This is a genomic window from Rhodococcus sp. PML026, assembly GCF_000963615.1.
GTDB lineage: Bacteria > Actinomycetota > Actinomycetes > Mycobacteriales > Mycobacteriaceae > Rhodococcoides > Rhodococcoides fascians.
On the sequence record NZ_KQ031370.1, the window covers coordinates 511,507 to 535,199 of the forward strand.

Annotated in this window: 26 protein-coding genes; 18 read left to right on the forward strand and 8 right to left on the reverse strand. The window is 63.9% G+C overall.

Going from position 1 to position 23,693, the window contains the following annotated elements:
* The first annotated feature begins 21 nt into the window (after positions 1-21).
* Positions 22-1,329, forward strand: coding sequence for an NAD(P)/FAD-dependent oxidoreductase (locus VF34_RS06940; protein ID WP_032374985.1), 1,308 nt, complete (start codon positions 22-24; stop codon positions 1,327-1,329).
* A gap of 94 nt (positions 1,330-1,423) precedes the next feature.
* Here VF34_RS06940 and VF34_RS06945 read toward each other — a convergent pair whose 3' ends face one another.
* A complete protein-coding gene (locus VF34_RS06945; protein ID WP_032374986.1) occupies positions 1,424-1,822 on the reverse strand; it encodes a hypothetical protein in 399 nt (132 codons plus the stop codon).
* 77 nt (positions 1,823-1,899) lie between these two features.
* On the opposite strand from VF34_RS06945, the gene VF34_RS06950 reads away from it, so the two are divergent.
* From VF34_RS06950 to VF34_RS06960, 3 genes are all read left to right on the forward strand, one after another.
* Complete coding sequence (locus tag VF34_RS06950; protein ID WP_155289617.1) at positions 1,900-3,180, forward strand: hypothetical protein; 1,281 nt, start codon at positions 1,900-1,902, stop codon at positions 3,178-3,180.
* A gap of 177 nt (positions 3,181-3,357) precedes the next feature.
* Positions 3,358-4,323, forward strand: coding sequence for an alpha/beta hydrolase (locus VF34_RS06955; protein WP_205914390.1), 966 nt, complete (start codon positions 3,358-3,360; stop codon positions 4,321-4,323).
* A gap of 103 nt (positions 4,324-4,426) precedes the next feature.
* The gene (locus VF34_RS06960; protein ID WP_027495602.1) at positions 4,427-4,723 is read left to right on the forward strand and encodes a hypothetical protein; all 297 of its coding nucleotides are present in this window, start codon (positions 4,427-4,429) and stop codon (positions 4,721-4,723) included.
* 53 nt (positions 4,724-4,776) lie between these two features.
* Here VF34_RS06960 and VF34_RS25855 read toward each other — a convergent pair whose 3' ends face one another.
* Positions 4,777-5,367, reverse strand: coding sequence for a CsbD family protein (locus tag VF34_RS25855; protein ID WP_080731925.1), 591 nt, complete (start codon positions 5,365-5,367; stop codon positions 4,777-4,779).
* Between the two features lie 525 nt (positions 5,368-5,892).
* Between VF34_RS25855 and VF34_RS06970 the strand changes: the two genes are divergently transcribed.
* The 3 genes from VF34_RS06970 to VF34_RS06980 are packed head-to-tail and all read left to right on the forward strand — an operon-like array spanning position 5,893 to position 8,941.
* Positions 5,893-7,449 (forward strand): flavin-containing monooxygenase, encoded by a 1,557-nt coding sequence (locus tag VF34_RS06970; protein ID WP_045841150.1) that lies wholly within the window; start codon positions 5,893-5,895, stop codon positions 7,447-7,449.
* 17 nt (positions 7,450-7,466) lie between these two features.
* Positions 7,467-8,267 (forward strand): alpha/beta fold hydrolase, encoded by an 801-nt coding sequence (locus tag VF34_RS06975; protein ID WP_027495603.1) that lies wholly within the window; start codon positions 7,467-7,469, stop codon positions 8,265-8,267.
* Positions 8,264-8,941 carry a TetR/AcrR family transcriptional regulator gene (locus VF34_RS06980; protein WP_052057081.1) on the forward strand — a complete coding sequence of 226 codons (678 nt, stop codon included), beginning with the start codon at positions 8,264-8,266 and terminating at the stop codon, positions 8,939-8,941. The genes VF34_RS06975 and VF34_RS06980 overlap by 4 nt, the downstream gene beginning before the upstream one ends.
* A 15-nt stretch (positions 8,942-8,956) precedes the next feature.
* Here the strand turns inward: VF34_RS06980 and VF34_RS06985 are convergent, their stop codons facing one another.
* Positions 8,957-10,045, reverse strand: coding sequence for a ferredoxin--NADP reductase (locus tag VF34_RS06985; RefSeq protein WP_045841231.1), 1,089 nt, complete (start codon positions 10,043-10,045; stop codon positions 8,957-8,959).
* A 112-nt stretch (positions 10,046-10,157) separates the two neighbouring features.
* Here VF34_RS06985 and VF34_RS06990 point away from each other — a divergent pair, with 112 nt between their 5' ends.
* The 7 genes from VF34_RS06990 to VF34_RS07020 all read left to right on the forward strand — a co-directional run bounded on the left by VF34_RS06990 (position 10,158) and on the right by VF34_RS07020 (position 16,334).
* A complete protein-coding gene (locus tag VF34_RS06990; RefSeq protein WP_269431367.1) occupies positions 10,158-11,165 on the forward strand; it encodes an alpha/beta hydrolase in 1,008 nt (335 codons plus the stop codon).
* On the forward strand, positions 11,162-12,040 hold the full coding sequence (locus VF34_RS06995) for an SDR family NAD(P)-dependent oxidoreductase (RefSeq protein WP_032374989.1): 879 nt from the start codon (positions 11,162-11,164) through the stop codon (positions 12,038-12,040). Before VF34_RS06990 ends, VF34_RS06995 begins: the two co-directional genes overlap by 4 nt.
* Before the next feature lies 1 nt (position 12,041).
* Positions 12,042-12,962 carry a hypothetical protein gene (locus VF34_RS07000; protein WP_032374990.1) on the forward strand — a complete coding sequence of 307 codons (921 nt, stop codon included), beginning with the start codon at positions 12,042-12,044 and terminating at the stop codon, positions 12,960-12,962.
* A complete protein-coding gene (locus tag VF34_RS07005; RefSeq protein ID WP_032374991.1) occupies positions 12,959-14,482 on the forward strand; it encodes a flavin-containing monooxygenase in 1,524 nt (507 codons plus the stop codon). The genes VF34_RS07000 and VF34_RS07005 overlap by 4 nt, the downstream gene beginning before the upstream one ends.
* 208 nt (positions 14,483-14,690) lie before the next feature.
* Entirely contained in the window at positions 14,691-15,422 is a 732-nt protein-coding gene (locus VF34_RS07010; RefSeq protein ID WP_032374992.1) for a MerR family transcriptional regulator, read from the forward strand.
* Between the two features lie 79 nt (positions 15,423-15,501).
* Positions 15,502-15,708 carry a hypothetical protein gene (locus tag VF34_RS07015; protein ID WP_027495611.1) on the forward strand — a complete coding sequence of 69 codons (207 nt, stop codon included), beginning with the start codon at positions 15,502-15,504 and terminating at the stop codon, positions 15,706-15,708.
* A 50-nt stretch (positions 15,709-15,758) separates the two neighbouring features.
* Complete coding sequence (locus VF34_RS07020; RefSeq protein ID WP_052718644.1) at positions 15,759-16,334, forward strand: YdcF family protein; 576 nt, start codon at positions 15,759-15,761, stop codon at positions 16,332-16,334.
* Positions 16,335-16,344: 10 nt separating this feature from the next.
* Here the strand turns inward: VF34_RS07020 and VF34_RS07025 are convergent, their stop codons facing one another.
* Both VF34_RS07025 and VF34_RS07030 read right to left on the reverse strand, forming a co-directional pair.
* Complete coding sequence (locus tag VF34_RS07025) at positions 16,345-16,710, reverse strand: CrcB family protein (RefSeq protein WP_032374994.1); 366 nt, start codon at positions 16,708-16,710, stop codon at positions 16,345-16,347.
* Positions 16,707-17,126, reverse strand: coding sequence for a FluC/FEX family fluoride channel (locus tag VF34_RS07030; RefSeq protein ID WP_027495614.1), 420 nt, complete (start codon positions 17,124-17,126; stop codon positions 16,707-16,709). Before VF34_RS07030 ends, VF34_RS07025 begins: the two co-directional genes overlap by 4 nt.
* Before the next feature lie 286 nt (positions 17,127-17,412).
* On the opposite strand from VF34_RS07030, the gene VF34_RS07035 reads away from it, so the two are divergent.
* Genes VF34_RS07035 through VF34_RS07045 form a run of 3 tightly spaced genes read left to right on the forward strand, consistent with a single transcriptional unit; the run spans position 17,413 to position 20,052 of the window.
* The gene (locus VF34_RS07035; RefSeq protein WP_027495615.1) at positions 17,413-17,748 is read left to right on the forward strand and encodes an STAS domain-containing protein; all 336 of its coding nucleotides are present in this window, start codon (positions 17,413-17,415) and stop codon (positions 17,746-17,748) included.
* A 21-nt stretch (positions 17,749-17,769) separates the two neighbouring features.
* A complete protein-coding gene (locus VF34_RS07040) occupies positions 17,770-18,234 on the forward strand; it encodes an ATP-binding protein (RefSeq protein WP_027495616.1) in 465 nt (154 codons plus the stop codon).
* A gap of 21 nt (positions 18,235-18,255) precedes the next feature.
* Complete coding sequence (locus VF34_RS07045; protein ID WP_045841151.1) at positions 18,256-20,052, forward strand: ABC transporter ATP-binding protein; 1,797 nt, start codon at positions 18,256-18,258, stop codon at positions 20,050-20,052.
* A gap of 3 nt (positions 20,053-20,055) precedes the next feature.
* On the opposite strand, the gene VF34_RS07050 is transcribed toward VF34_RS07045, so the two are convergent.
* Positions 20,056-20,442, reverse strand: coding sequence for a hypothetical protein (locus VF34_RS07050; protein ID WP_032374995.1), 387 nt, complete (start codon positions 20,440-20,442; stop codon positions 20,056-20,058).
* A 90-nt stretch (positions 20,443-20,532) separates the two neighbouring features.
* Positions 20,533-21,042 carry an arsenate reductase/protein-tyrosine-phosphatase family protein gene (locus tag VF34_RS07055; RefSeq protein WP_032374996.1) on the reverse strand — a complete coding sequence of 170 codons (510 nt, stop codon included), beginning with the start codon at positions 21,040-21,042 and terminating at the stop codon, positions 20,533-20,535.
* A gap of 164 nt (positions 21,043-21,206) precedes the next feature.
* Between VF34_RS07055 and VF34_RS07060 the strand changes: the two genes are divergently transcribed.
* A complete protein-coding gene (locus VF34_RS07060; protein ID WP_045841152.1) occupies positions 21,207-22,589 on the forward strand; it encodes a DUF7159 family protein in 1,383 nt (460 codons plus the stop codon).
* A 10-nt stretch (positions 22,590-22,599) separates the two neighbouring features.
* On the opposite strand, the gene VF34_RS07065 is transcribed toward VF34_RS07060, so the two are convergent.
* The gene (locus VF34_RS07065) at positions 22,600-23,538 is read right to left on the reverse strand and encodes an endonuclease/exonuclease/phosphatase family protein (protein ID WP_032374997.1); all 939 of its coding nucleotides are present in this window, start codon (positions 23,536-23,538) and stop codon (positions 22,600-22,602) included.
* Between the last annotated feature and the right edge of the window lie 155 nt (positions 23,539-23,693).

Genomic DNA, 23,693 nt, shown 5'->3' on the forward strand with positions numbered 1-23,693 from the left:
GATCGAGGGAGAGTATCGACGATGTCACGTCCACGGGTCCTGGTCCTCGGCGGCGGCTTCGGCGGGTTGTATGCAACCCGCCGGCTGCACGGTTCGGATGTCGACATCACCGTTCTCGAACGAGGCACCTCTCACGTCTTTCAGCCGCTGCTCTATCAGTGCGCAACCGGCCTTCTCTCCGAAGGCTCGATCGCCAGCCCGTTGCGGCACCTGTTGCGCAAGCAGAAGAACGTGAAGGTGGCTCTCGGTGAAGCGACCTCGGTGACAACCGTGGGCGATGGCGGAGTGGTGACGGCGAGCCGCTTCGACGGGTCGACGTTCGAGTTGCCGTACGACTACCTCGTGGTTGCCGTCGGAATGCAGCAGGCGTATCACGGCCACGACGAATACGTGCAGTGGGCACCGGGCATGAAGACCCTCGACGACGCCTTGGCGATCAGGCGAAAACTGATCTCGGCATTCGAGATGGCCGAGTCCCTGCCCACCCCCGAAGAGCGTCGCCCCTGGCTCACCTTCGCCGTCGCCGGTGGAGGGCCCACCGGAGTCGAATTGGCCGGGCAGATCAGGGAACTCGCCACCCGGGCGCTGGCGAAGGAATTCGATTCGATCCACCCGTCCGAAGCTAAGGTGCTCCTCTTTCACGGTGGCGACCGCGTACTCGAATCGTTCCCAGACTCCCTGACGAAGAAGGCCCAGCGCACCCTCGACACGGTCGGAGTCGAAACGCATCTCGGCGTTCACGTCACCGACGTCACGGCCGCCGACGTCGAGGTGACGGCCAAGGCCGAACCGAAGACCGTCACACGCCACGACACTCGCACCGTGCTGTGGACCGCAGGCGTCGAAGCGGTTCCGTTCGTGAAGCACCTGGCCGACGCCCTGGGCGTCGAGCAGGACAGGTCCGGACGGATCGCCGTGCAGCCCGACCTGTCCGTACCGGGTCACCGCAACGTGTTCGTCGTCGGCGACATCATGGCGTTGAACGGTCTGGCCGGTGTCGCCGAAGTGGCGATGCAGGGTGGACGTGCAGCGGGCGCAGCAATCGCAGCAGATGTATCCGGTTCTGCGCGTTCGGATTTCAAGTATCGAGACCTGGGCACTGCCGCCTACATCGCCCGCGGCCACGCGCTGGTGCAGGCCGGGCCGCTGAAGATGTCGGGATTCCTGGGCTGGGTGTCGTGGGGCGTCATCCACATCGCATTCCTGGCCGGTAAACGCAACCGAGCCGGGACGCTGATCAACTGGGGCGCAACACTTCTCAGTGGAACGCGACGTGAACGGGCAATCACCTACGGCGACCCGGAAACGGCGCGCAAGCCGTACAACTGACCTGAGCGCCCACTATTGTCACCCTCGTACGGAATCCCGCTTTCGAGGGCGAAATTGTGGACACTCAGATCAGTTGCTGCCGGTGTCGACAGGGTCAGCCGATGCCGGGGATGTAGCCGGGATAGACGAAGTGCCCTGGACCGCCGCCGGGGAGCAAATGACCCGTCGAACCCGGGTAGTCCATACTCAGCGGAATGAGCTTGTGCGGGTTGCCGTTCGAGTCGGCCTGCCAGCACTCCAGCAGTACGCCATGGAATCCGGTGCAGACGATGCGAGTGCTGTTGCCGTACGGGGACGTCAGTCGATTCTCGCTGACGAAGGGATTCCAGTAGTCCGGGTCCTGAGGGGTGACGAACACTCCGGTGACGTCCTGCGGAGCAGTCGGGCTCGGGTACGGCGGCGCGACGGGCCATTCGTCGGCGTTGGCGGTACCGACTCCGAGTGCGGCGGCACCTGCGACGACAGCAACCGTGACGGTGATACGACGAAACATGGCGCACTCCTGACGTTGGGTTCGCGTCGAATAGACCACACATGGCCGTCGATTGGGAAGCCCTCTACATTGAACGCGTGATTGCAGCGGATCGCGTATTGCCCGTAGTGGCCACGGCCATCGGCGGATTCGTGGCCGGATATTCGATTCGTGAATCCCTCGGCCAGGATGTGTTCCACATCGAGTCGACGGGGAAGTGGTACGGAGCGTTCGTCACCGCGCAATGGGCTGGCTCTATCACTGTTTTGATGGCGGTGCTCGTGCTCGTGGCGGTCCATCGCCGTCGCCCCCGGATATCGGCTGCCGTAGCAACCGTTCTCGGCTCGCTGCTGGTGGCGCTGCCGTCCTTCGTACCGATCGCGGCCAACCAAGCGGTGACGACCAATGCGCTCGGTGCCGGCGCTCTGGTCGGCATCTGCGGATTCATCGCCGGTGGACGCAGGCTCCCGTCGGGCGGCCTTGCAGGAGGACTGCTGGGCTCGATGTTGTTCTACAGCGCGATCTCCCGGCTACGCGGACCGCGTGAGGGTCGGTGGATGGACGGGCTGGGGCCGTATCTGGTGGAATCCACGGTCCCGCTACTCCTCCTTCTCGCAACCACTGTCGTGCTGCTCGTGGCCGTCCGGCGGGCATCCGTGGGCCGACTCGAAACCTCCGACGCAGTAGCCGCTCTCGTGCTGGGATTCGTCTGTCTCGTGGTCTACATCTATCTGGGCAATACGACGTCGACGGCGGCCACGTGGATGTTCGCCGTCGCCATCGTCGTCTTGGTGGCATACGGTGTTGCGTTCGACCTCGGTGGCCTCGACGGCCGATACGTGATGTCGGGCTTGGCGATAGCGGCATCAGGAGTCAATGCGCTCGGGTGGGGCGACGCGTCGTGGTGGGTACTCGTCGTGGCCGCGGTGTTGTTCGTCGGAGCGGTGGGAGTGGGCCTGCGACGCGATCTCACCACCGCCGCGTGTGCACTGCTGACCGTTGTGACGGCCACCGGTCTACTGCCCATCGGAGACGACTCGATCAATACCGTTGGGACTGTGTGCTATTGCGTGCTGCATCCCATCGCTGTCGGATTGCTCGTCGGATCGGCACGAGTGACGCGCACGGTGGCGTCGACCATCGGTCCGCTCGTACCGTTCGCACTGACGCTGTTCTCGGTGTCGGCACCGGTACCGCCGCGGGTGTTCGGTTGGACGGATGGGACATCCGACGACTATGTGCCGCCCATTGTCTGGCTCTATTCGCCACTTCCCGTCGGTGTTGTCGTGGCGGTGATCGTCATCCTGGTGTGTCTCGTCCTCGGTTCGAGGGCCGAGCGCGAGCATCACGATCGCGTCTCGGATTCGTCCGGTCCATAACGCTCGGGACGTTTGCTCGAGGTAACGTCACCTCATCTTCGGCCGATGTAGAAACTCGACCGGTGTAACTCGACGAAAAGGTGAAACAGCGTGCCACGATCTCGACGACACGGCTTCCAGCGATTCGGTTCGGCTGCGGCCGTCGCCCTCGCAGTGGCGATTCTTCCGACCGCGCTGATGACGCCCGTCGCGTCCGCGGACGAACTGCCCGCCGCAACGACTCAGTCGAGCAACGGCTCGCGAATCGAATCGGTGAACACCCTCGACGGCCGCCAGGTTCAGCTCCAGGTGTACTCCGCGTCGATGAACCGCACCATTCCGGTAACGGTGCAGCGCCCCGCCGACGAGAGCGTGTCGCGTCCGGTGCTGTACCTGCTCAACGGTGCAGGTGGCGGCGAGGATGCCGCATCGTGGCAGTCGCAGACCGACGCCGAGGCCTTCCTGTCGGACAAGAACGCCTACATCGTGACTCCGCAGAAGGGCAAGTGGTCCTACTACACCGACTGGCTGCAGGACGATCCGAAGCTCGGCAGCAACAAGTGGAGCACCTTCCTCGGTGAAGAACTGCCTCCGCTGATCGACGCCCAGTTCGACACCAACGGTCGCCAGTCGCTGGCAGCGTTGTCCATGACGGGCACGTCGGTTCTCAACATCGCAATCAAGTACCCCGGCAAGTTCACCGGTGTCGCGGCATACAGCGGTTGCGCGCAGACCTCGGACCCGATCGGGCAGCAGTTCGTCAAGCTCGTCGTCGAGACGTACGGCGGCGGAAACGTCGAGAACATGTGGGGCCCGCTCGACGGCCCCGTGTGGCGCGAGAACGATCCGCTGCTCAACGCCGAGAAGCTGCGCGGCACCCAGATCTACATGAGCACCGGCAGCGGACTGCCCGGCATCCCGAACGACACCTTCGCCAACCCGCGACTGAAGAACGACCCGGCGACGCTCGCCAACCAGGTCATCGTCGGCGGCGGCATCGAGCTGGCCACCAACTTCTGCACGTCCAACCTGGCCAAGCGTCTCGACCAGCTGGGAATCCCGGCAACTGTCGACTTCCGTCCGGTCGGCAACCACTCCTGGGGCTACTGGCAGGACGACCTGCACAAGTCCTGGCCGTTCCTGGCAGGATCGCTCGGCATCTGATTCATCCTGATCGAAGACGGCCACCCGCACCTCGTGTGCGGGTGGCCGTTTCTCGTTGCGGGGACAGGTATGACTGCGTCCGAATCGAACGTATGATCGAACGATGGCACGACGCGCTCAACCTCGACCCGCGTCTGCCGTGCGTCCGTTCAAGATGCTCAGACCACCACTCAAGGTGTGGATCGATCTGAACGTCCTCTACCCGCTACCGCCACATCACGCGTCGAAGTTCAATCCGGAAGGCTTCGATGTTCGACGCGTGGTCCCGGGGGATCTGGTCGAATGGTCCATCACCGTCGACGGCGATTGGTTGGGTCGCGTCACCTACGAACTGATGTCGCGAGACCGGAGTGAAACCGTCACACACTGGGTGCCCAGCCGGGCGCTGAAACCGCTGTAGAACGAGCAAAAGCCCCGCCCGAAAAACGAGGCGGGGCTTTCGGGTGATCACCTTCAGAAGCTGTGCTTACGCGCCTTCTTGGCGAGCTTGCGGGTGGTGCGCTTCGACGGAACGAACAGGTGTGCAGCGCTGCGGCGACGGTTGCGGCGACGGATCAGCACGAATGCGACGGCACCGGCGGCGGCTGCTATGGCGGCGATGATCGGAGTGCCGACCTTCGCGGCCTCGGCCACATCCTCGCTGTCGATGTTGCGGACCGTGGTCTTCACGTCGTCGGCGACGGCGGAGGCCTTCTCGGCTGCCTTGTCGGCGACCTGGGAGGCCTTCTCCTTGACGTCGCCGACGTCGACGTTCTCGACCTTGTCCTGGACGGTGCTCTTGACGTCTGCGGCGGTCTCGGCTGCCTTGTCGGCTACGTCTGCAGCTGCGTGCTTGGCCTGCTTGGCAGCGCCGGCCGCGGAGTCGGCAACGCTCTCGGCGGCGTCGGAAACCTTGTCTGCAGCCTGCTGAGTGTTGGCCTTGGCCTGGTCGGTGGCCCCTTCGGCGCGAAGGCTGTCGTCACCGGTGGCCTCACCGGCCTTCTCCTTCGCAGTCCCGGCCAGTTCTTCTGCCTTGTGCTGAGCCTTGTCGATGAAGTCGGCCATCGGTATCCCTCTTTCGTGTAGGTCGTCTCCGGAAACCGGAGCGGTGACGTCGCGGACGACGCCGGTAAGTATGAGTCGAACTCGACGGTCCGAAACATACGTCCGACCACGGGTGTTTCGGGTCACTACGACGAGTAGTCGTAATTGTGCTGCTCGGCGTGCTGTGACTACTTCGTCGAACGCGGCCACCACGTTCGACGGCGTGCGCGCGTCGCACGTGCTGAGTAGGCCGTCGACAACGAGCGCCGGTCGAAGTCCAGTCCCGACCCTCTCGACGTGAGCAGGATCAGCGCGATGACTCCCGCAGCCCCGACCGCCACGGGAGTCATCGGCTACTGGTTCCGGTTGCGTTGGGTGTACACCCAACGAAGAGAAAGCGGTCCATGACAGCTCCTGTCTGTGTTGTCACGAAGGCTGCCATTGACACCGCCACCAGTCAATGGCACATTATGTGATGTTAGTCGCGGTGTCGCTGCTGGGTCGGCGTCCGGGCGATGGTGTTCGGTGAGACAGCGAGGCGCGTCGATGAATGCATATACTTGGCCCGAGGTCGACGGTTCGATCCACGACAACTTCAGGGATGTGCTCATCGTCGGTGCGGGTATTTCGGGAGTCGGAGCCGCGTATCGCTTGCAGGAGATGGCACCGGAGCTCAGCTACGCGATCCTCGAAGGGCGCGAGCGAGCAGGCGGTACCTGGGATCTGTTCCGGTACCCGGGAATTCGTTCGGACAGCGATATCTTCACGTTCTCGTTTCCGCACACGCCCTGGCAGGGAAACACTCTGCTTGCCCATGGCGAAGACATTCGTAACTACATCGTCGATACCGCTCACACCAACGGCATAGACGAGCACACGCACTTCTCTACCTCCGTCGTTGCGGCGAACTGGGATTCGTCGACCGACCTATGGACCGTCGACACGCTGTCCGACGGCGTGCCGCGGACGTATCGAAGTCGATTCGTGTTCTTGTGTACCGGCTACTTCGACTACTCGGGTGGGTACACCCCGGATCTTCCCGGGATGGAGAAGTTCACCGGGCAGGTGGTGCATCCCCAGCAGTGGCCGGAAGGTCTCGACCACACCGGTAAGCGGGTCGTTGTCATCGGAAGTGGCGCGACCGCAATCACTTTGGTGCCTTCGCTCGCGGTCGATGCTGCGTCGGTGACGATGCTGCAGCGCTCGCCGACCTACATCGCGTCGTTGCCGATGACCGATCCGTTCACCACCCTCACTCAGCGTGTGCTGCCGGACTCCCTCGCGCACAGTGCACTGCGGTGGCGCAATGCACTGTTGATGGTCGGCTCGTATCAGCTGTGTCGACGTGCGCCGAAGACGGCCCGCAGGGTGTTCCGGGCGATGACGAAGGCGCAGCTTCCGCGTGGATACGACGTCGACAAGCACTTCAAGCCGACGTATGCCCCGTGGGACCAGCGGCTGTGCGTCGTGCCGGACGGCGATCTCTTCAAGGCCATTCGCTCCGGCCGCGCGACCGTGGTGACCGACCGGATAGCCGAGATCACCGCCGACGGGATCCGGTTGGAATCTGGTGACGAGATCCCCGCCGACATCATCGTCACCGCAACCGGATTGAAGCTCCAGGCGTTCGGGGGTATCGAATTGTCTCTGGACGGTGAGCGGCTCGAGGTGCACGACAAGTTCGTCTACAAGGGTCACATGCTCGAGGACGTACCCAACGTTGCATGGTCCATCGGGTACACGAATGCATCGTGGACGCTCAAGGCCGACATGACGGCGCAGGCAGTAGCCAAACTGTTGGTGTACATGCGGTCTCACGGCTACACCCATGCGATCCCGGACCGACAGGGCAAGGCCGTGGACTCTCGTCCGGTCGTCGACCTCGCCTCCGGATACGTCACGCGTTCCTTGAACGAGCTACCCAAATCGGGGACCGAACGTCCCTGGTCGGTGCGGCAGAACTACATTCTCGACAGGATCGACGCACGATTCGACGATCTGACGGAATCGATGACGTTCGGCCGAGCGGACAACGCCCGTGTGGCGGGGGCGGATATCGCGCCCGTATACCGCATCTGGCCGAGAAAGGTCGGCACGCAGTGACTTCCGACATCGACGGTCTGACCCTCGCGCACACCATCCGGGGTGAGGGCCCTACATTGGTGCTCATTCACGGCATCGTGCACAGACAACATGCGTGGGACAGTGTCGTCGACATACTGGCGCGGCATCGACGAGTGGTGACGGTGGACCTGCCCGGTCACGGCGCGTCACCGGACTTGCCCACCGAGGAATTCGACCTGGGTCCGTGGATCGTGGCCGAGTTGGAGCGATTCCTCGAGCACGTGGCGGTGGACGGCGAGAAGCCGCACGTGGCCGGAAATTCGCTGGGCGGTTACTTTGCGCTCGAACTGGCTGCCCGCGGGTCGGTCGCCTCGGCGACCGCCCTGTCACCGGCCGGATTCTTTCGCGGACACTGGGATCAGACCCGGGCGCTCCTCGTGTTCCGACTGTTGCGAGCGTTGTCTCGAGTGATCAGCCCGATCGCACCTACCGTCATGCGTTCGGTCGTCGGCCGCACGATCGCCAACGGCGTGTTCTACGCCAAGCCGTGGCGAGTTCCCGCAGCGACGGCCACGATCGACGCACTCAGCATCACCACCAACCGTGCGATCGACGCAGCCGGAAATGCAGTGCCGCGCTTCAGCATTCCGGTCGACGAGACCGTTCCCGTCACCGTCGCGTGGGGCCGTCGTGACTTGGTTCTGCCGGTCTATCAGGCACCGCTCGTGCGTCGAACCTTTCCGCAGGCCGAAGTGACGACGTACCCGGGTCTCGGGCACGTTCCGATGTCGGACGATCCGGAGCTGGTGGCGTCGATTCTGCTGAGGGGATCACGAGCGGTACCGCAGTCGGCATGAGCGCGGTGGTCAAGGTGGACGGGCGAAGCGACCGGTGGCGCGACCACAGAATCACCCGGCGACGTGAACTGCTCGATCGAACACTGGCAGCGATTCGTGAGCATGGACACGACGTGGGTATGGATGCCATCGCCGCAGCGAACGGTGTCTCGAAAACCGTTCTGTACAAACACTTCGCGGACAAAAAGGGTCTCGCCGACGCTGCGATGGCTCGATACGTCGAGACTGCACTGGTGCCGCGGATCCAGGATGCGATGTCCGAGGACCTCGATGAGTATCACCTCACTCGCGCAGTGATTTCCGCCTACGTCACTACGGTTGCCACAGATCCCGAAATCTACATCTACGTCCAATCCAACAATGCAGTCAGCGGCAACCAGGACATCATCACCGTGTCCGAGGGACTGATCGCGGAGTTACTGTCCTCCGTCATCGCCGACCGATTCCGAGAGCGGGAGTTCTCCACGGGCGGTTCGATGCCCATCGCCTTTGCCATGATCGGCGCGGTGCGGTTGGCGTCGCACTGGTGGATGTTCGACCGGACCATGACGGTCGACGAGCTCATCGACTACCTCACCATGATGGTCTGGGGCGGTATCGCGGGCATAGCGCGCGCTGCGGGATCGGCCGCTATCTTCACCTCGGAGCCGCACACGTTGACGCTCGATAGCTGAGCGCCCTCCTCGACATCAGCGGTCGAACACCGCACGAACGCTTGTGGAATCGGGTACGGACTGGCAGGCCAATCGGACACCGTGCTGCAGTTCGTACTCGTCGAGAGTTTCGTTCGCGAGCATGGTCACGGTGCCTTCGGTGAGTGTGTAAGCGCAACCGCCACATGTTCCTTCGCGGCACACGTACGGCGGGTCGAGACCCAGCTCGAGAAGTCGGTCGAGCAGCTTCGTGTCTGCATTCCAGGTGAACTCGGTCTCCATTCCGTCGATCTCGACCTGAGCGGCCACGGAGTTCGCGCCGGGTTCGTCGGAAATCGACGCGCCCCTGGCCTGAAACGGATTCGAGTCGAATGAGGAGAACACCTCGCGGTGTGTTCTGTGCGCCGTCGTACCGGTGCGAGCGAGCCACTCCTCGGCGACGTTCATGTATTGCGTCGGTCCACAGAGGAAGGCCTCGCAGTCGGACGGAGTCGTCACGTTCATCGAGGCCAGTCCGGCAGCGGTGGGTAACCCCGATTCCGAGGTGTACCAGTGGTGAACGTCGAGTCGTTCGGGGAAGCGCGACTGCAGTTCGGTCAGGTGCTCTGCGAAGATCACCGAGTCGCGGTTCTGGTTGGCGTAGACCAGGGTGATTCGATTCTTGTGCTGCAACAGAGCAGTTTTGAGGATCGACATCATCGGGGTGATGCCGCTGCCGGCGGCGATGAGGACGAAATCCACGTCCCAGCCCTCGGGTCCGAACATGCCCGACGGTTTCAGCGCTTTGAGTCGCATCCCGCGAAAAGCGTTGTCGTGCAACCAGTGTGATGCCAGTCCGTCCCGGATGCGCTTGACGGTCACGGTGGGGAATGGGTTGCGCACCGGAGAGCTCGAGAAGGAGTAACAGCGGGCCACCGAGCCGCCGTCCGTGCAGGGAATCTCGAGGGTGAGGAATTGTCCCGGATCGTACCGAAAGTGCGCTTCTCGATGCTCGGGAACCACAAAGCCGAGGGAGATCGCATCTTCGGTCTCGCGGGTCACCTCGGCGATCTCCAACTCGAAGATCCTGTCCTCGGGACCGATGGCAGACGCATCCAGTTCCGCCGGTGGATTACTCCTGAACATCGTCACGTGTGCTCGCTCCCTTGCGCTTTCGGTGTTGGACGCCACTGTCGCACACTTCGCCACCAAATAATAGGCCATTGACAAATGGCGAATAGCGGGTGAGGGTGATGACGTGACTCCGACCACCGACGACGACTACCTGCCTCGCGGCGCTTTCAGGGCCGGGTCTCGGCGAACCCGTCTGGCTGCCTTGATGACTCGGCTGATTCTGCGTCCGATGACGAACCTGCTGCCGACCTCCCGCGGCGGCATCGAGTTCTCTCGACGCCTCGTCGCCACCTCGATGAACCTGTGCGGTCCGGTCCCGAAAGGAACGGCAGTGGACCTCGTGGCCGACGGCCCGGTTCGCGGTGAGTGGGTGCGAGCACCCGGCCTGTCGCCGGGGCCACGCGTGATCCTCTACATCCACGGCAGTGCATACGTCATCTGCTCGGCGCGGACGCACCGTGGTCTCACCGCACGCTTGTCCAGGGCGACGAGCCTGCCGGTGTTCACGATCGACTACCGGCTCGCCCCGGAACACCCGTTTCCCGCCGCAGCCGACGACCTCGAAGCCGCGTACCGCTGGCTGCTGGACCAGGGGTACGACGCATCGAACATCGTCATCGCCGGGGACTCCGCCGGCGGACACCTGGCCGCCGACCTGATCATCGAGAACGACCGAACCGGGACGCCGCAGCCGGGAGCATTGGTGTTGTTCTCGCCGTTGATCGATCTCGACTTCGAGCTATCGGCGCGCATGGAACGCACGCGCAAGGACCCGATGATCTCGGCGAAGGCAGCGCGAGGACTCGTGGCGCTGTACACCGACGGCCACGATGCGGATCTCCCGCGTCTCCGGCTCGATCTCGGACGTGTGCGAGAGCTGCCACCGACGCTGATCCAGGTGGGCGGAGCCGAGATGCTCAGGGGCGATGCGCGACACCTGCACTCCATGATCGACGCGGCCGGCGGAGAGGCCGAACTCGAGATCTGGCCCGATCAGATGCACGTGTTCCAAGCTCTCCCGAGGTTGATCCCCGAGGCCGACCGAGCACTAGAGCATGCAGCCGCTTTCATTGCTGATGCGCTCGAAAATCAAGCCCTACAACATGATTCGAAGGGACAGGTAAGTCGATGAGAAGCAAGACCGGAAGACCCTCGTACGGGTCGAGAGCGGTAGTGACCGGCGCAGGCAGCGGCATCGGCCGGGCGTTCGCACTGGAACTGGCTCGACGTGGAGGAGCCGTCATGTGCGCCGACATCTCGTTGCCGAGAGCGCAGGAGACCGTCGCGATGGTGAACGCCCTCGGCGGCACCGGATACGCCGTCGAGTGCGATGTGTCGATCCGCGAGAACGTCGAGGAACTGGCCCTGCGTGCCGGCATCGAGTTCGACGGACCCACCACGGTGCTCATCAACAACGCAGGCGTCGGAATCGGCGGAAAGCCCGTCGGCAACATCGGTTTCGAGGACTGGAACTGGGCCTTGGGAATCAACCTCTGGGGCGTGATCCACGGCTGCGAGGTGTTCACGCCTGGGCTTCGGGCTGCGGGTGAGGGCGGGATCATCAACGTCGCGTCCGCCGCCGGCTTTGCCGCTGCGCCGCTGATGGGTCCGTACAACGTCGGCAAGGCCGCAGTGATGAGCCTGTCGGAAACGATGGCGGCGGAATTCTCGGGTACCGGTGTGCGGGTGTCGGTTCTGTGTCCCACGTTCGTCAAGACCAACGTTGCCGTCGACGGCCGGATCACCGCGAGTTCGTCCCGGCTGGCCGAGTTCGCGATGCGCTGGACCGGACGGTCTCCCGACAAGATCGCTGCCCGAACGCTCGATGCATTCGACCGGGGCCGGCTCTACGTCGTGCCCCAGTTCGACGCCAAATCCGTGTGGCGGTTCAAGAGATTGCTGCCCGCCGTGTACGTGCGTTTTCTCGGCTTGCTCAATCGTGTGCTGCCCGCCGAGCAGCAGCCGGCGAAGAACGAATCCCTCACCTCGACAACCACAGGAGCCTGACATGGCAATGGATTTCGATGACATGTTGACCAAGATCAAGGACCGTCAGTGGGCATTGGCGGACATCGACTGGGACGGCCCGGGAGCCGAGACCATCAGCCCCGAACTACACGCCAAACTGAAGCCCTTCATGTCCGATCTGATGTGGATCGAGAACGTGGGCGCTCGCGGCTTCGCGGCAATGGCGCTCAAGGCACCGAACGAGACTCTCGCAGAGATCTATCGCTACTTCCACGCGGAAGAGCAGAAGCACGCCAACGCCGAGCTCGCTCTCATGCGTCGGTGGGGCATGCTCGACGGTGACCGGATGCCCGAGCCGAACGTCAACGTCAAGCTCGTCATCGACTGGCTCGACAAGCATTCCGACGGGCTGTCTCTGACCGTGCTGGGCACCGTCATACCGATGCTCGAGGTGGCGCTGGACGGCGCGCTGGTGAAGTTCATCATGGACGAGATCGACGATCCGGTGTGTCAAGCCGTGTTCAAGAAGATCAACTCCGACGAATCTCGGCATCTGGCGGTCGATTTCGCGGTCATCGAATTGCTCGGGCATTCCCGGATGCGCAAGCTGGTGGTCGAGACCATCGGTGCTTGGATGAACCCGGCCCTCATCGTCGGATTGCTGCGCTACATCCCACTGCTGAACAAGATGCGCGACAACATCGTCGAGATGGGTGTCGACGAGGAGCGGCTCTACACCGCGATGAAGCGATTCCGCAGTGTGGGGGAGCGTAGCCCCGAGGCGCTCCGCGTGCCGATGTATCGATTTGTGCAGTGGCACAGCAGCATCGTCATCAACCGCAAGCATCCATACCACCGCGTTGCGGACGGACTGGTGAAGCTCACTCGCCGGTACCCGACCAAGACTCTCAATTCCGAGCCCACCTGGGCCAAGGAACTGACCTACGAGCCCGTCGCATGAGCGAGTTCGATGTGCGCGAAGGTGTACTCGACGCCGTGATCGTCGGTGCGGGATTCGCCGGAATCGGTACCGCTATCCGACTGCGCAACAGTGGAATCGAGAATGTCGCGATCCTCGAACGCGGCAGCGCCGTCGGTGGAACCTGGCGCGACAACACTTACCCGGGCGCAGCCTGCGACATACCGTCGAGGCTGTATTCGTACAGTTTCGCGCCCAATCCCAACTGGTCGCACACCTATTCCGGTAGTGGTGAGATTCTCGATTACATCCACACAATGGTGCGTGAGTTCGACATCGGATCGCGTATTCGATTCGGACACAACGTAGTCGACATCATCTGGAACGAGGCGGCCGGGCATTGGCACGTGAGCATCGACGGGCACCCCGATGTTCGGGCGCGCACGGTGGTGATGGCGTCGGGGCCGCTCGCCAATGCCAGCCTGCCGAACATTCGAGGCATCGATACCTACGAGGGACACAAGATCCACAGTGCACGGTGGGATCACGACTACGACTTCGAGGGTAAGAAGGTCGCGGTCGTGGGAACCGGGGCGAGCGCGGTACAGATCGTGCCCGAACTGGTGAAGATCGCCGATACGGTCAAGGTGTTCCAACGCACCCCGGGTTGGACGCTGCCCAGGATCAATCGAAAGGTGCAGGCAGGCACCAAGCATCGATACGCCCGGTACCCGCAGACGCAGGCCCTGGCGCGGTCGCTGTGGTTCTGGGGGCACGAGTCCGTTGCCCTCGGTGTCGTGTGGAAGACCCCGTTGACGCGCATCGTCGAACTGGTCGGGCGCGCGCATCTGCGTCAGCAGGTTCGCGATCCGTGGCTGCGGCGACAGCTGACACCCCGATTCCGGGCCGGCTGCAAGCGATTGCTGATGACCAGCGACTACTACCCGGCACTGCAGAAACCGAACTGCACACTGGTGACCTGGCCGATCGCGACCCTCGCGCCCAAAGGAATTCGGACCGTGGAAGGCGTCGAGCATCAATTCGATGCCATCGTCTTCGCCACCGGATTCGACGTGTCCAACACCGGAACTCCCATCCCGATCACCGGACGCGACAACCGTGTGCTCGCCGACGAATGGAGCGCAGGAGCCAAGGCGTACAAGAGCATTGCGGTATCGGGATACCCGAACATGTTCTTCACCTTCGGCCCGAACTCCGGCCCAGGGCACAGCTCGGCCCTGGTCTACATGGAGGCGCAGATCGAGTACATCGTCGACGCCGTGTCGTCGATCATCGACGGAGATCTACAGAGTCTCGAGGTCCGGCAGGACGTACAGGACGCCTACAACGCCGAACTGCAGCGCAAACTCGACAAGACGACGTGGAACTCCGGTTGCAGCAGTTGGTATCTCACCGAGGACGGCTTCAACGCAACGATGTTCCCCGGCTTCGCGACGCAGTACGTGAACCAACTTCGACGCGTCGAGCGGGAGGACTACACGGCCGTCCCGCGCGTCCTCGAACTCCCGAACGAGCCGGTCAGGGCCGTCGCGCACTCCTGAGGGCCGAAAGGGGTAGCGGATGGGGGTTCTCCCGAAAGATCCGGCTGCCCTGATCCGAAGGCAGACAAAGCGCCGGGCCTTGCCGAGCAGGAGAAATCTCTGCGCCGATGTGCGCTTTCGTCGCGATGATGTGTGCAGCCGACTTCCCTTCCACCGCGCGTTCGACGTATATCCTGTGGGTCGACGCGCGGTGGAGGTAGGGAGCTCGGTGGAATATCGAATCGACGACTTGGCCAGGGAGGCCAAGACGACAACTCGGAACGTGCGGGCGTACCAGGAACGTGGTCTGCTCCCGCCGCCTACTCTGAGAGGCCGCGTCGGCATCTACGGTGAGGACCATCTGACTCGTCTGAAGGTCATCGATTCGCTGCTCCAGCGAGGTTTCACCTCGGCTCACATCGCAGACTTCCTGTCCGGTTGGGAGCAAGGCAAGGACCTGGAAGAAATCCTGGGCCTGCAGGAAATCGTGACTCGAAAGTGGTCGTCGGCCGAGACCACGGTCATACCCGTCGAATTGATCGCTCAATTTCTCGGTGAGGACAACGATGCGATCGTCGCGCGCCTCATCGAGGCGAAACTGATCAGGATCGACGGGGATCAGGCCGAGATCCTCGACCCCACCCTGCTCGAGGTGTTCGTCGACCTGAGCCAGTACGGGTTCACCCTGGAACGACTGCTCGACCAGCACGAGCGGACCGCGTCGAAAATGAACGAAATCGCCGAGTCGATGGTCGGGAGCGTGACCGACCATCTGGCCGCGAAACACGGTCCAGGTTGGCTGCCCAAGTCCGGAGAGGTAGCCGAGACCACCGAGATGTTCGAGAAGATGCGCAGCCTTGCCATGAAATCGGCACAGGCAGAACTGGCCCGCGCCCTGGACCGGGTACAGGAACGCGCCCTCAACGATTATCTGTCGGAGACTCTGTCGAAGCGCACGTGACGTGGTTTGAAGCCTGCCACAATCGGACATACCTGCCCTTCGACAGCCGAACGGCGGCTGACCGCCTAAGGGGGCACCAATGAGGTTCGTAACGTTGATCGTTCTGGTTTGGCTGATCATCGGCGCATTCGCGTCGTACCAGCGCGGAGACTTCGAGAACGCGCCCGAGAACTGTGCAGGTGCAGGCACCATCGCCCTCACCGTCGTTGCAGGTCCGCTCAACTACTTCGGAATCAACCCCGAGGTCACGGACTGCAATGTCACCGTGCCGCAGCCCAGCGAGTGATATGAGTCGCTGACCGCGCGCTCGCGGAGCGCCTTCCCTAACCTGGTGAGGTGTTCCGCGGACGCTGGTTGCTGTTTCTCGCCCTGGAGATCCCGGTTGTCCTGGTGTCGTCGGTAGGTGTCGGCGGCTACCTCGCGTTCACCAAAGCTCGGGTGGATCCGCTCGTTGCCGCCGACGCAATCGTGGTGCTCGGCGGCGAACACGACGGACGCGAGGCCTACGGCATCTCGCTCGCCCAACAAGGCCTGGCCACAACAGTGGTGCTGTCCGATCCCTACGGATCCAGCGATCCGACGATGAAGAAAGCCTGCGCAGCGTCCACGTCGCAGTTCGAGGTGTTGTGCATTCCGCCGTCGCCCTCGACCACCCGTGGCGAAGCCATGTTCACCGAAACCCTTGCCCGCGAACGCGGCTGGAACCACGTCATCGTCGTGACGTGGCGATACCACCTCCCGCGGGCTCGCTACATCTTCGATCAGTGCTTCGACGGAACCGTCACGATGCGTCCGACGCCTCGCGCGTACAACTTCTCACTCGTCGAATGGGAGTTCACGTACCTGTACCAAATCGCAGGGTTCGTCAAGGCCGGAGTGCAGGGCTCCTGCCAGGATTCGGGAAGCGACTGACCGGATCCAGTCACAGAATCTTGTGATAGAGCGTCACACCGGACTTCCACGTCAGGAACCCGAACATCACCGCGGCAATTCCACCCACCACGTTCGCGCCGAAGAACAGTGCTGCCGAGCGATACCGACGATCTCGCGCAAGTCCGATCGTCGCCAGCGTCGTCCCCGCCAACGGAGCCACCGACGCCAGAAACCCGACCGCCACCACGGAACGAACAGCGTTCGGCGCATCGAGTGCGAACACCAACCCCAGCGCGGCACACGCCACCAGATTCAATGCCGTCGCCCGTCGCCTCGACCGCAGGGCGAACGAGAACACGAACTGGCCCAGAGCCGCGAGTCCGCCGCCGGCCGCCACCAGAATCAACGTCGTCACAGCGTCGGGCTCGTTCGTGCCGGTCTCGTGATCGCAGCCCCGACTGCCATCGCGATCAACGCGAACACCGGAGTCGCCACCAGATAGATCACCGAATTCCACGCCCCGCGATGGGTGACCGCCTGAAACGCATACAGACCGAACGTCGTCAGACCGCACGCAAGACCGAACAGCCCGGCCCGAGTCACCGGAGCCCGACGACCGGACAGATACCCCAACGCAGCACCGACGAGCAGACAGCCGAACACATTCACACCGAACGTGGACAACAACTGCCACCGCGGCGTCGCCCGCCACGTCCACACCTCGTACCGAAGCGCCGCACCGACCGCGCCGCCCACAACGACCGCGACGTACTCCCCGAGCAAGCGACGACGCAGACCGCGACCGTCCATGGAATGCAGTCCCTCGATCACTTGGACGAGCCTAATGCGATCGATACCCCTCGGCTGAGTGAGCCGACGGCGGCAAAACAACCCGAAGGCCACCCCGAGGGGACTCAATGTCACGTTCGGTGGACTTTTCGGGGGTCAATGTCACGTTGAGTGGACCTGCGGGGGGTCGATGTCACGTCGAGTGGACTTTTCGGGGGTCAATGTCACGTTGAGTGGACTTCGGCGGCGGTGGCGGGGCGGGGGAGCGAGGTAAAGTCTTCGTGTGACTGCGGACGAATCGGGGCTCGGACCCCAGCATTTCGATGTGATTGTTGAATGGCGTGATCAGGATGTCGTTCTGTCGGTGTCGGGTGAGTTGGATTTGGTGACGGCTCCTGATCTGTCCGAGTCCGTGGCTCTGGTGCTCGAGAAGTCGCCGTCGGCTGTGGTCATCGATCTCAGTGATGTGGGTTTCCTCGCATCGGCAGGCATGTCGCTGTTGGCGTCGACGCATCAGCAACTGGGCGGTACTGCCGGGTTTGCCGTGGTGGCGGACGGTCCGGCGACGGGGCGTCCGTTGACTTTGGTCGGGCTCGACGAGGTGTTCGGCATCTATGCGACGGTCGACGAGGCGCTCGTTGCGATTCATGCGGGTAGATCCTGAAGTTTTGGGTAGACGGGATTCATGATGGCGACTCTCTTCGGAGGTGACGACTCACGTACCGACAGTTCGATCTCGACGGCAGGTGCGCGAATGGAAGAACTGCTGTTCACCGACGAGCCTGCCGATGCGGATCGAGCGTCGGAGCTTCGGCGTGAGCTCGGTGACTGGTTGAACGAGTTGGGCGTCGACCCGGATCGTGCGTACGACGTCGTGTTGGCGACGTACGAGGCGATCGCGAACAGTGTCGAACATGCGTATCGCGATCACACCGACCGAGGAACCCTCGACATTCGAGTGTTGTGCGGTGCGCAGGGCCGGATCGATGTGAAGGTGACCGACCGCGGCGATTGGGCGACCCGCAATTCCGATCCCAACCGAGGTCGAGGCGTCCCACTGATGCGGGCGCTGGCCGATACTGCGGCGGTGACGTCGGATCAGAACGGCACCACGGTCCACATGATCTGGGACGCGATCGGTACCAGCTGATCGTTGCTGCACACTGACTACATGGTCGATGTGCAGATCGCGACAGCCGAGAAGAAGAAAATAACGGTACCCAACCTACGGGTGTTGTGGCAGTTCGTGCGGCCTCATCGGCTCACCCTGATTCTGGGCATGATGCTCGGCCTGATCGGTACCGGAACGGCGTTGGCGACGCCGATGGTCGCCAAGGGTGTGCTCGACGGACTCGGAACTGACGCGTCGCTGATCGTTCCCGTCGTCGTTCTGGTGGCCCTGTTGGTCGTCGGCTCGGCCGTTCTGTATCTGCAATGGATCGTGCTCGGGGTGTTGGCCGAGCGGATCGTGCTCGACGCACGCAAGTCGATCGTGCGGAAGTACTTCGGTGCCACGGTCGGCAGCCTGAACACTCGGCCCACCGGTGAGTTGGTCACCCGCGTCACCTCGGACACCGTGCTGCTGCGTGAGGCGACGTCGAATGCGCTGGTGGCCATAGTCAACAGCGTCGTGGGTCTGGTGGGCGCGTTGATTCTGATGGCGGTTCTGGATCTGGTGTTGCTGGGCGCGATCGCGGTGGCCATCGTGGCGATCGCAGTGTTGTTCGCCCGGCTGATGCCTCCGATCGCCATCGCGCAGAGGCAATCACAGGAAGCGATCGGACGACTCGGCGGCATTCTCGACGGCACCCTGCGGGCCATCCGAACAGTGAAGTCCAGCAGAGCCGAGACTCGCGAATCCGAACGCGTCATCGCGGAGGCGCGGACCTCTGCTCGGCACAGCGTGCACGCCGTCAAGATCTCGGCACTGGCGTGGACCTTCGCGGGCGGCGGCGTGCAATTGGCCATCATCGGCATTCTCGGCCTCGGGGGCTACCGCGTCAGCACCGGGGATCTGGCGGTATCCAGCCTGATCGCGTTTCTGCTCTACGCATTTCAGGTCATGAGCCCGGTCTCCACCCTCGCCACCAACATCACCGCGCTGCAGGCGGGTATGGCTGCGGCGGCGCGGATACGTCAGATCGACGACCTCGTCGTCGAAGTGGGAGAGGAAGGTACCCCCGCGCCGACCCGTTCCGTTGTCGACGCTGCTCCGGCACTCGAATTCCGAAGTGTGACTGCACGTTACGGTCCGGGACGAGAGCCGGCCGTGCGAGGAATCGACCTGGACGTCCCCGCGCGTGGCCACACAGCGATCGTCGGTCCCTCCGGTGCAGGCAAGACCAGCGTGTTCTCTCTGATCCTGCGGTTCCTGACGCCCGAGAGCGGCGAGATACGGCTCGGCGGAACGCCGTACAGCGAGCTCACGATCGACGAGGTGCGCTCTCGACTGTCCTACGTGGAGCAGGAGACGCCGGTGATCCCCGGTTCTGTGCGGGAGAACCTGTTGTTCAGTCACCCGGACGCCAGTGAGGGTGACATCTGGGCGGCGCTCGAGTCGGTGCACCTGGATTCGACCATCCGCGCTCTGGACGAGGGATTGGACACCGACCTGATCGGCTCAACGGTGTCCGGTGGGCAGCGGCAACGAATCGCGTTGGCGCGAGCCATCGTTCGACGCCCACAGATCCTGCTGCTCGACGAGGCGACGGCTCAGGTCGACGGACGCACCGAGGCGGCGATCCACGAGGTGATCCGTTCCATCGCCGAGGATGCTGCCGTCGTCACCATCGCGCATCGGTTGTCCACCGTGCTCGACGCCGACACCATCCTGGTGATGGACGATGGGGTGGTACGCGCACGTGGAACGCATGCGGAGCTCATGGCGTCGGACGAGCTGTATCGAGAACTGGTGGCCGCGTTGAGAATCGGAGACAGCGCACCCGATCTGACAGCGGGCCGTCCGTGAGATCTACCGGCCCGACTCGGTGGTCGTGGGCTCGTCGGTCGTGGGCTCGTCGGTCGAGTCCTCGTCGGTGGTGGTCGTGGTAGTTCGGTCCGACCGCTTGGTGGTTGATCGGGGCGTCCGCGTCGTCGTCTGAGGCCGCTCCGGCGTCGTTGTCGGGGGCTTGGCGGTGGTGGGCACCGCGACCTGCCAGGTGGGCGACGGCGGAACCACGACGATCGCGGACGTCGGAGACGCCTGGACCGAACTGAGGGAGTCCGACCTCAGCGCAGGCGGCCTGACGTCCTGGCTCGAATCGTCGAACGCGCCACCGAGGGCACCGATGACCAGACCCACGGTGACGGCTACTCCGGCACTCGCCACTGCTGCCAACGCGATGACCTTGTCGCGCATGAACAGACCCTAACGCCGTGGCCGCACCCGGGTGGTCGGCAATGATGCGAGAACGTTACCGCAGCGTGCGAATTCGTGGTGGGTCGAAGGTTACGGCTGCGCCAGTCGGAGAACATTCGGCAACGATGCTGCGATCAGCTCGCCGGCTTCCTCGTACACGGACGGGTCGCGGCGGTACGGGTCGCCGATGTCCAGCGTCTCGACGCTGTGGACGGCCCGCGCGTCGGCGAGGGCGGCAACCGATCGTGCGCCCGACGCCGCGGCCAGGCTCGACGCCTCGAGCAAGGTGAAGGTGCGACGCATGTGCCGCGGCGACAGCGCGAGGACGGCGTCGCGATGCGACGCGGTCATCGTCAGAACGAGTTCGGCGTCGGCGGTGATCGCCGGAGTGAGGCGTCGAGCCACGAAGCCCTCGGGATCGCCGCCGAGTTGCGACAACACCAACGCTGCCGTCGGGTCCATCGCGTGCCCGGTCAGTCCCTGTGTCCCGGCGCTGCTGGCGGTCAGCTCGAATCCGCCCTCACGGGCGAAGGCGGCCGCAAGGCGCTCGGCAGTCGGAGATCGGCAGATGTTGCCGGTGCAGACGAACAGAACTCGCATGCCGCAACTGTAGTGGTGTGGCTGGGTGCCCCAGGGGGCACCTGAACGCACCACTGCGGCGCAGCCGCACCGACGCGCTACAGTGATCAATTGGGGGGATCGAGACTGGTTCGTGACATGAAGTCTCGGCGTGTGTTGACGGGGAAATCGACAAGAGGCAGGTAATGACCGAAGTTCTCGGTGTGTCGGTGGGGGCCAGCGCGGTGCGCATGGCTCGACCCGACCTGCGCCCTCAGGATTCGGGACGCCTCGACTTCCACCACGACACCGTCGACGCCTACTGGGACCGGGCCGAGGAACTGGCCGCCGAGTCCATCGGCGTGGTGCTCTCGCAACCGGGCAACGGCGGCCCAGTGCAGGCAACCGGCGTGGCGTATCGCGACCAGCAGCAGTTCGGTGAGATCCAGCAGGCCATGGCCGGTCAGCGGCTGTACAACTATCGACTCGTTCCCGAAGCTCGGGCTGCGCTGCAGTACCTCGAAGCGTCGGGCGAGCTGGGTCATTTCGGCACCATCGCGTTGTACGACCTGGGCAGTTCGGGTCTGACGATCAGCGTGATCGACCGCGGTACAGGCCAAGTTCTGCTGGCAGAACGCACCATCGACATCAGCGGCGACGACTTCGATCGCCTGATCGCCGACAACCAGTTGGCCAAGCAGGGCGTCGACATTGCCGACAACCAAGAACTGAGCGCGTTCACCGCGCGGTGCCGGGTCGCCAAGGAACAATTGTCGACGAGCGGCGCAGTATGTCTTCCGGGCGACGGCGGTGTCATCCTGATCTCCCGCGAGGCATTCGAGTCACTGGTGACCGTCCCGATCGAGTACTCCGCTCGCCTGGTTCGTGACGTCATCGGGCGTTCTCCCAAGCATGTCGACGCGCTGTTCCTGATCGGCGGCGGCGCCCGAATACCGCTGGTCGGAGCGATACTCGATGCCTGGGTCGGGTTACCCGTCGTCACTCCGGCAGACCCCGAATCGGTTGCGGCCCGTGGAGCGGCACTGCTCGCCACACCGGTCGTCGAGGCTCCGCACCAGCCGGTTCCCCAACCGAATGCGCAGTCGACTCCGCAGTCGGGCGGGCGACAGCCCGCAGCCGACCCGGCATCGCTGACCGGTGCACCCGATTGGTTGACCCCGGAACCCCACTCCGACAAGCCCGCGGATTCGAAGCGCAAGGTGCGCGGTGCCGTGCTGGTCGCGGGTGGTCTCGTCGCGGTCGCCGCCCTCGGCCTGTCTCTCGGATACGGGGGTGGGTCGCCGGCCCCGACCAGTGCACCGGCAGATTCACCGGTGCCGATCACCGCAGGTCCCACGACGACCCGGGTCACCCCGACGCCGACGACGCCACCGCCGACCACAACGCCGCCGCCCACGTCCGAGCCCGTTCAGGCTCCGGCTCAGACGTATTCCGAGCCCGAGTACGTGCCGCCCGCGGCACCGGCTCCTGCGCCTGCCCCGGCACCGCTGATCCCCGGTCTGCCGCAGATCCAGCTCCCACAGATTCAGCTGCCGCCGCCTCCGGTCATTCAGCTTCCGCGCTTCTAGCCGGGGACGGTCACGGCAACTGCACCGTTGCGAGCACCGCCAGATGATCGCTCTCCGGGATCGGTAACGGCTGCACCGACCGCGCGCGGACGCTGTCACTGGTCACGACATGGTCCAACCGCGCCAACGGACGTTCCGACGGGAAGGTGCGGAACAGTCCTGCCCCCGCAGCGTCGGCCGCGTCGGAGAACGGAGCCGATGCCAACCTGCGGAATTGCCGGTGATCGTTGGTGGCATTGAAGTCGCCGGCGACGATGGCAGTGTTGTCGTAGGAATCCATGATGGTCCGCATCCTGGCCAGGTCTGCGTCCCACTGGGTGGTGTGGCGCGGCGTCGCGGGAGACATCGAATGGAACGAGACGAGGGTCAGCGTCGTGCCGTCGACGACGGTGTTCGCCTGCACCGGTACGAAGCCGAAGTCGTTCAGCCGGGTGCCGTCCGTCAACGGTGTTCGGCTCCACAATCCGGTGCCGTCGGCCACGGGCAGTGCGGCGGTGAAGGAGAACGGCAGCAGGTCGTCCAGACCGGCGCCCTGCAGGTCGATCACTTCCTCGGGCGTGAGTTCCTGGACGGCGAGCACGTCGACGTCGTGATCACGGACCGCGTCGACGATTGCCCCGGCATCGGCGTCCCCGTGCGCCACGTTGACCGTCAACACGGACAGGTCCGGTCCGGAGTTGTCCGGCCCGTCGGCCAGGAACATCGGCACCTGGACGCCCACGACGGCGACGGTGACGACGGCTGCGACTGCCGATCCGATACGTGAGCGGGCGGCGGCGAAGAGCAGGAGCGCCGCGACGGTGGCGACTCCGAGGTACGGAGTTCCGACCACCAAAGCAACGAAGGTGATCTCGGTCACGCCGAACTGTCGGACGGCAAACATTCCGAGAACTACGGCGAGGAGGCACCACCCCACGACCAGCGCTGCGCTGCGAACGAAACGGCGCATTGCGCTCGTGCCTCCTCGTGTCCGCCCGAGATGGGCATGGATGTTGCAGGTGTTGTCTACACTCGGCATGTGCCCAGCTCAGAGCGGATATGCAAGTGTCGACACGAACAAGCTGCGCATCAGCATTACCGCCGCGGAACCAACTGTTCGTTGTG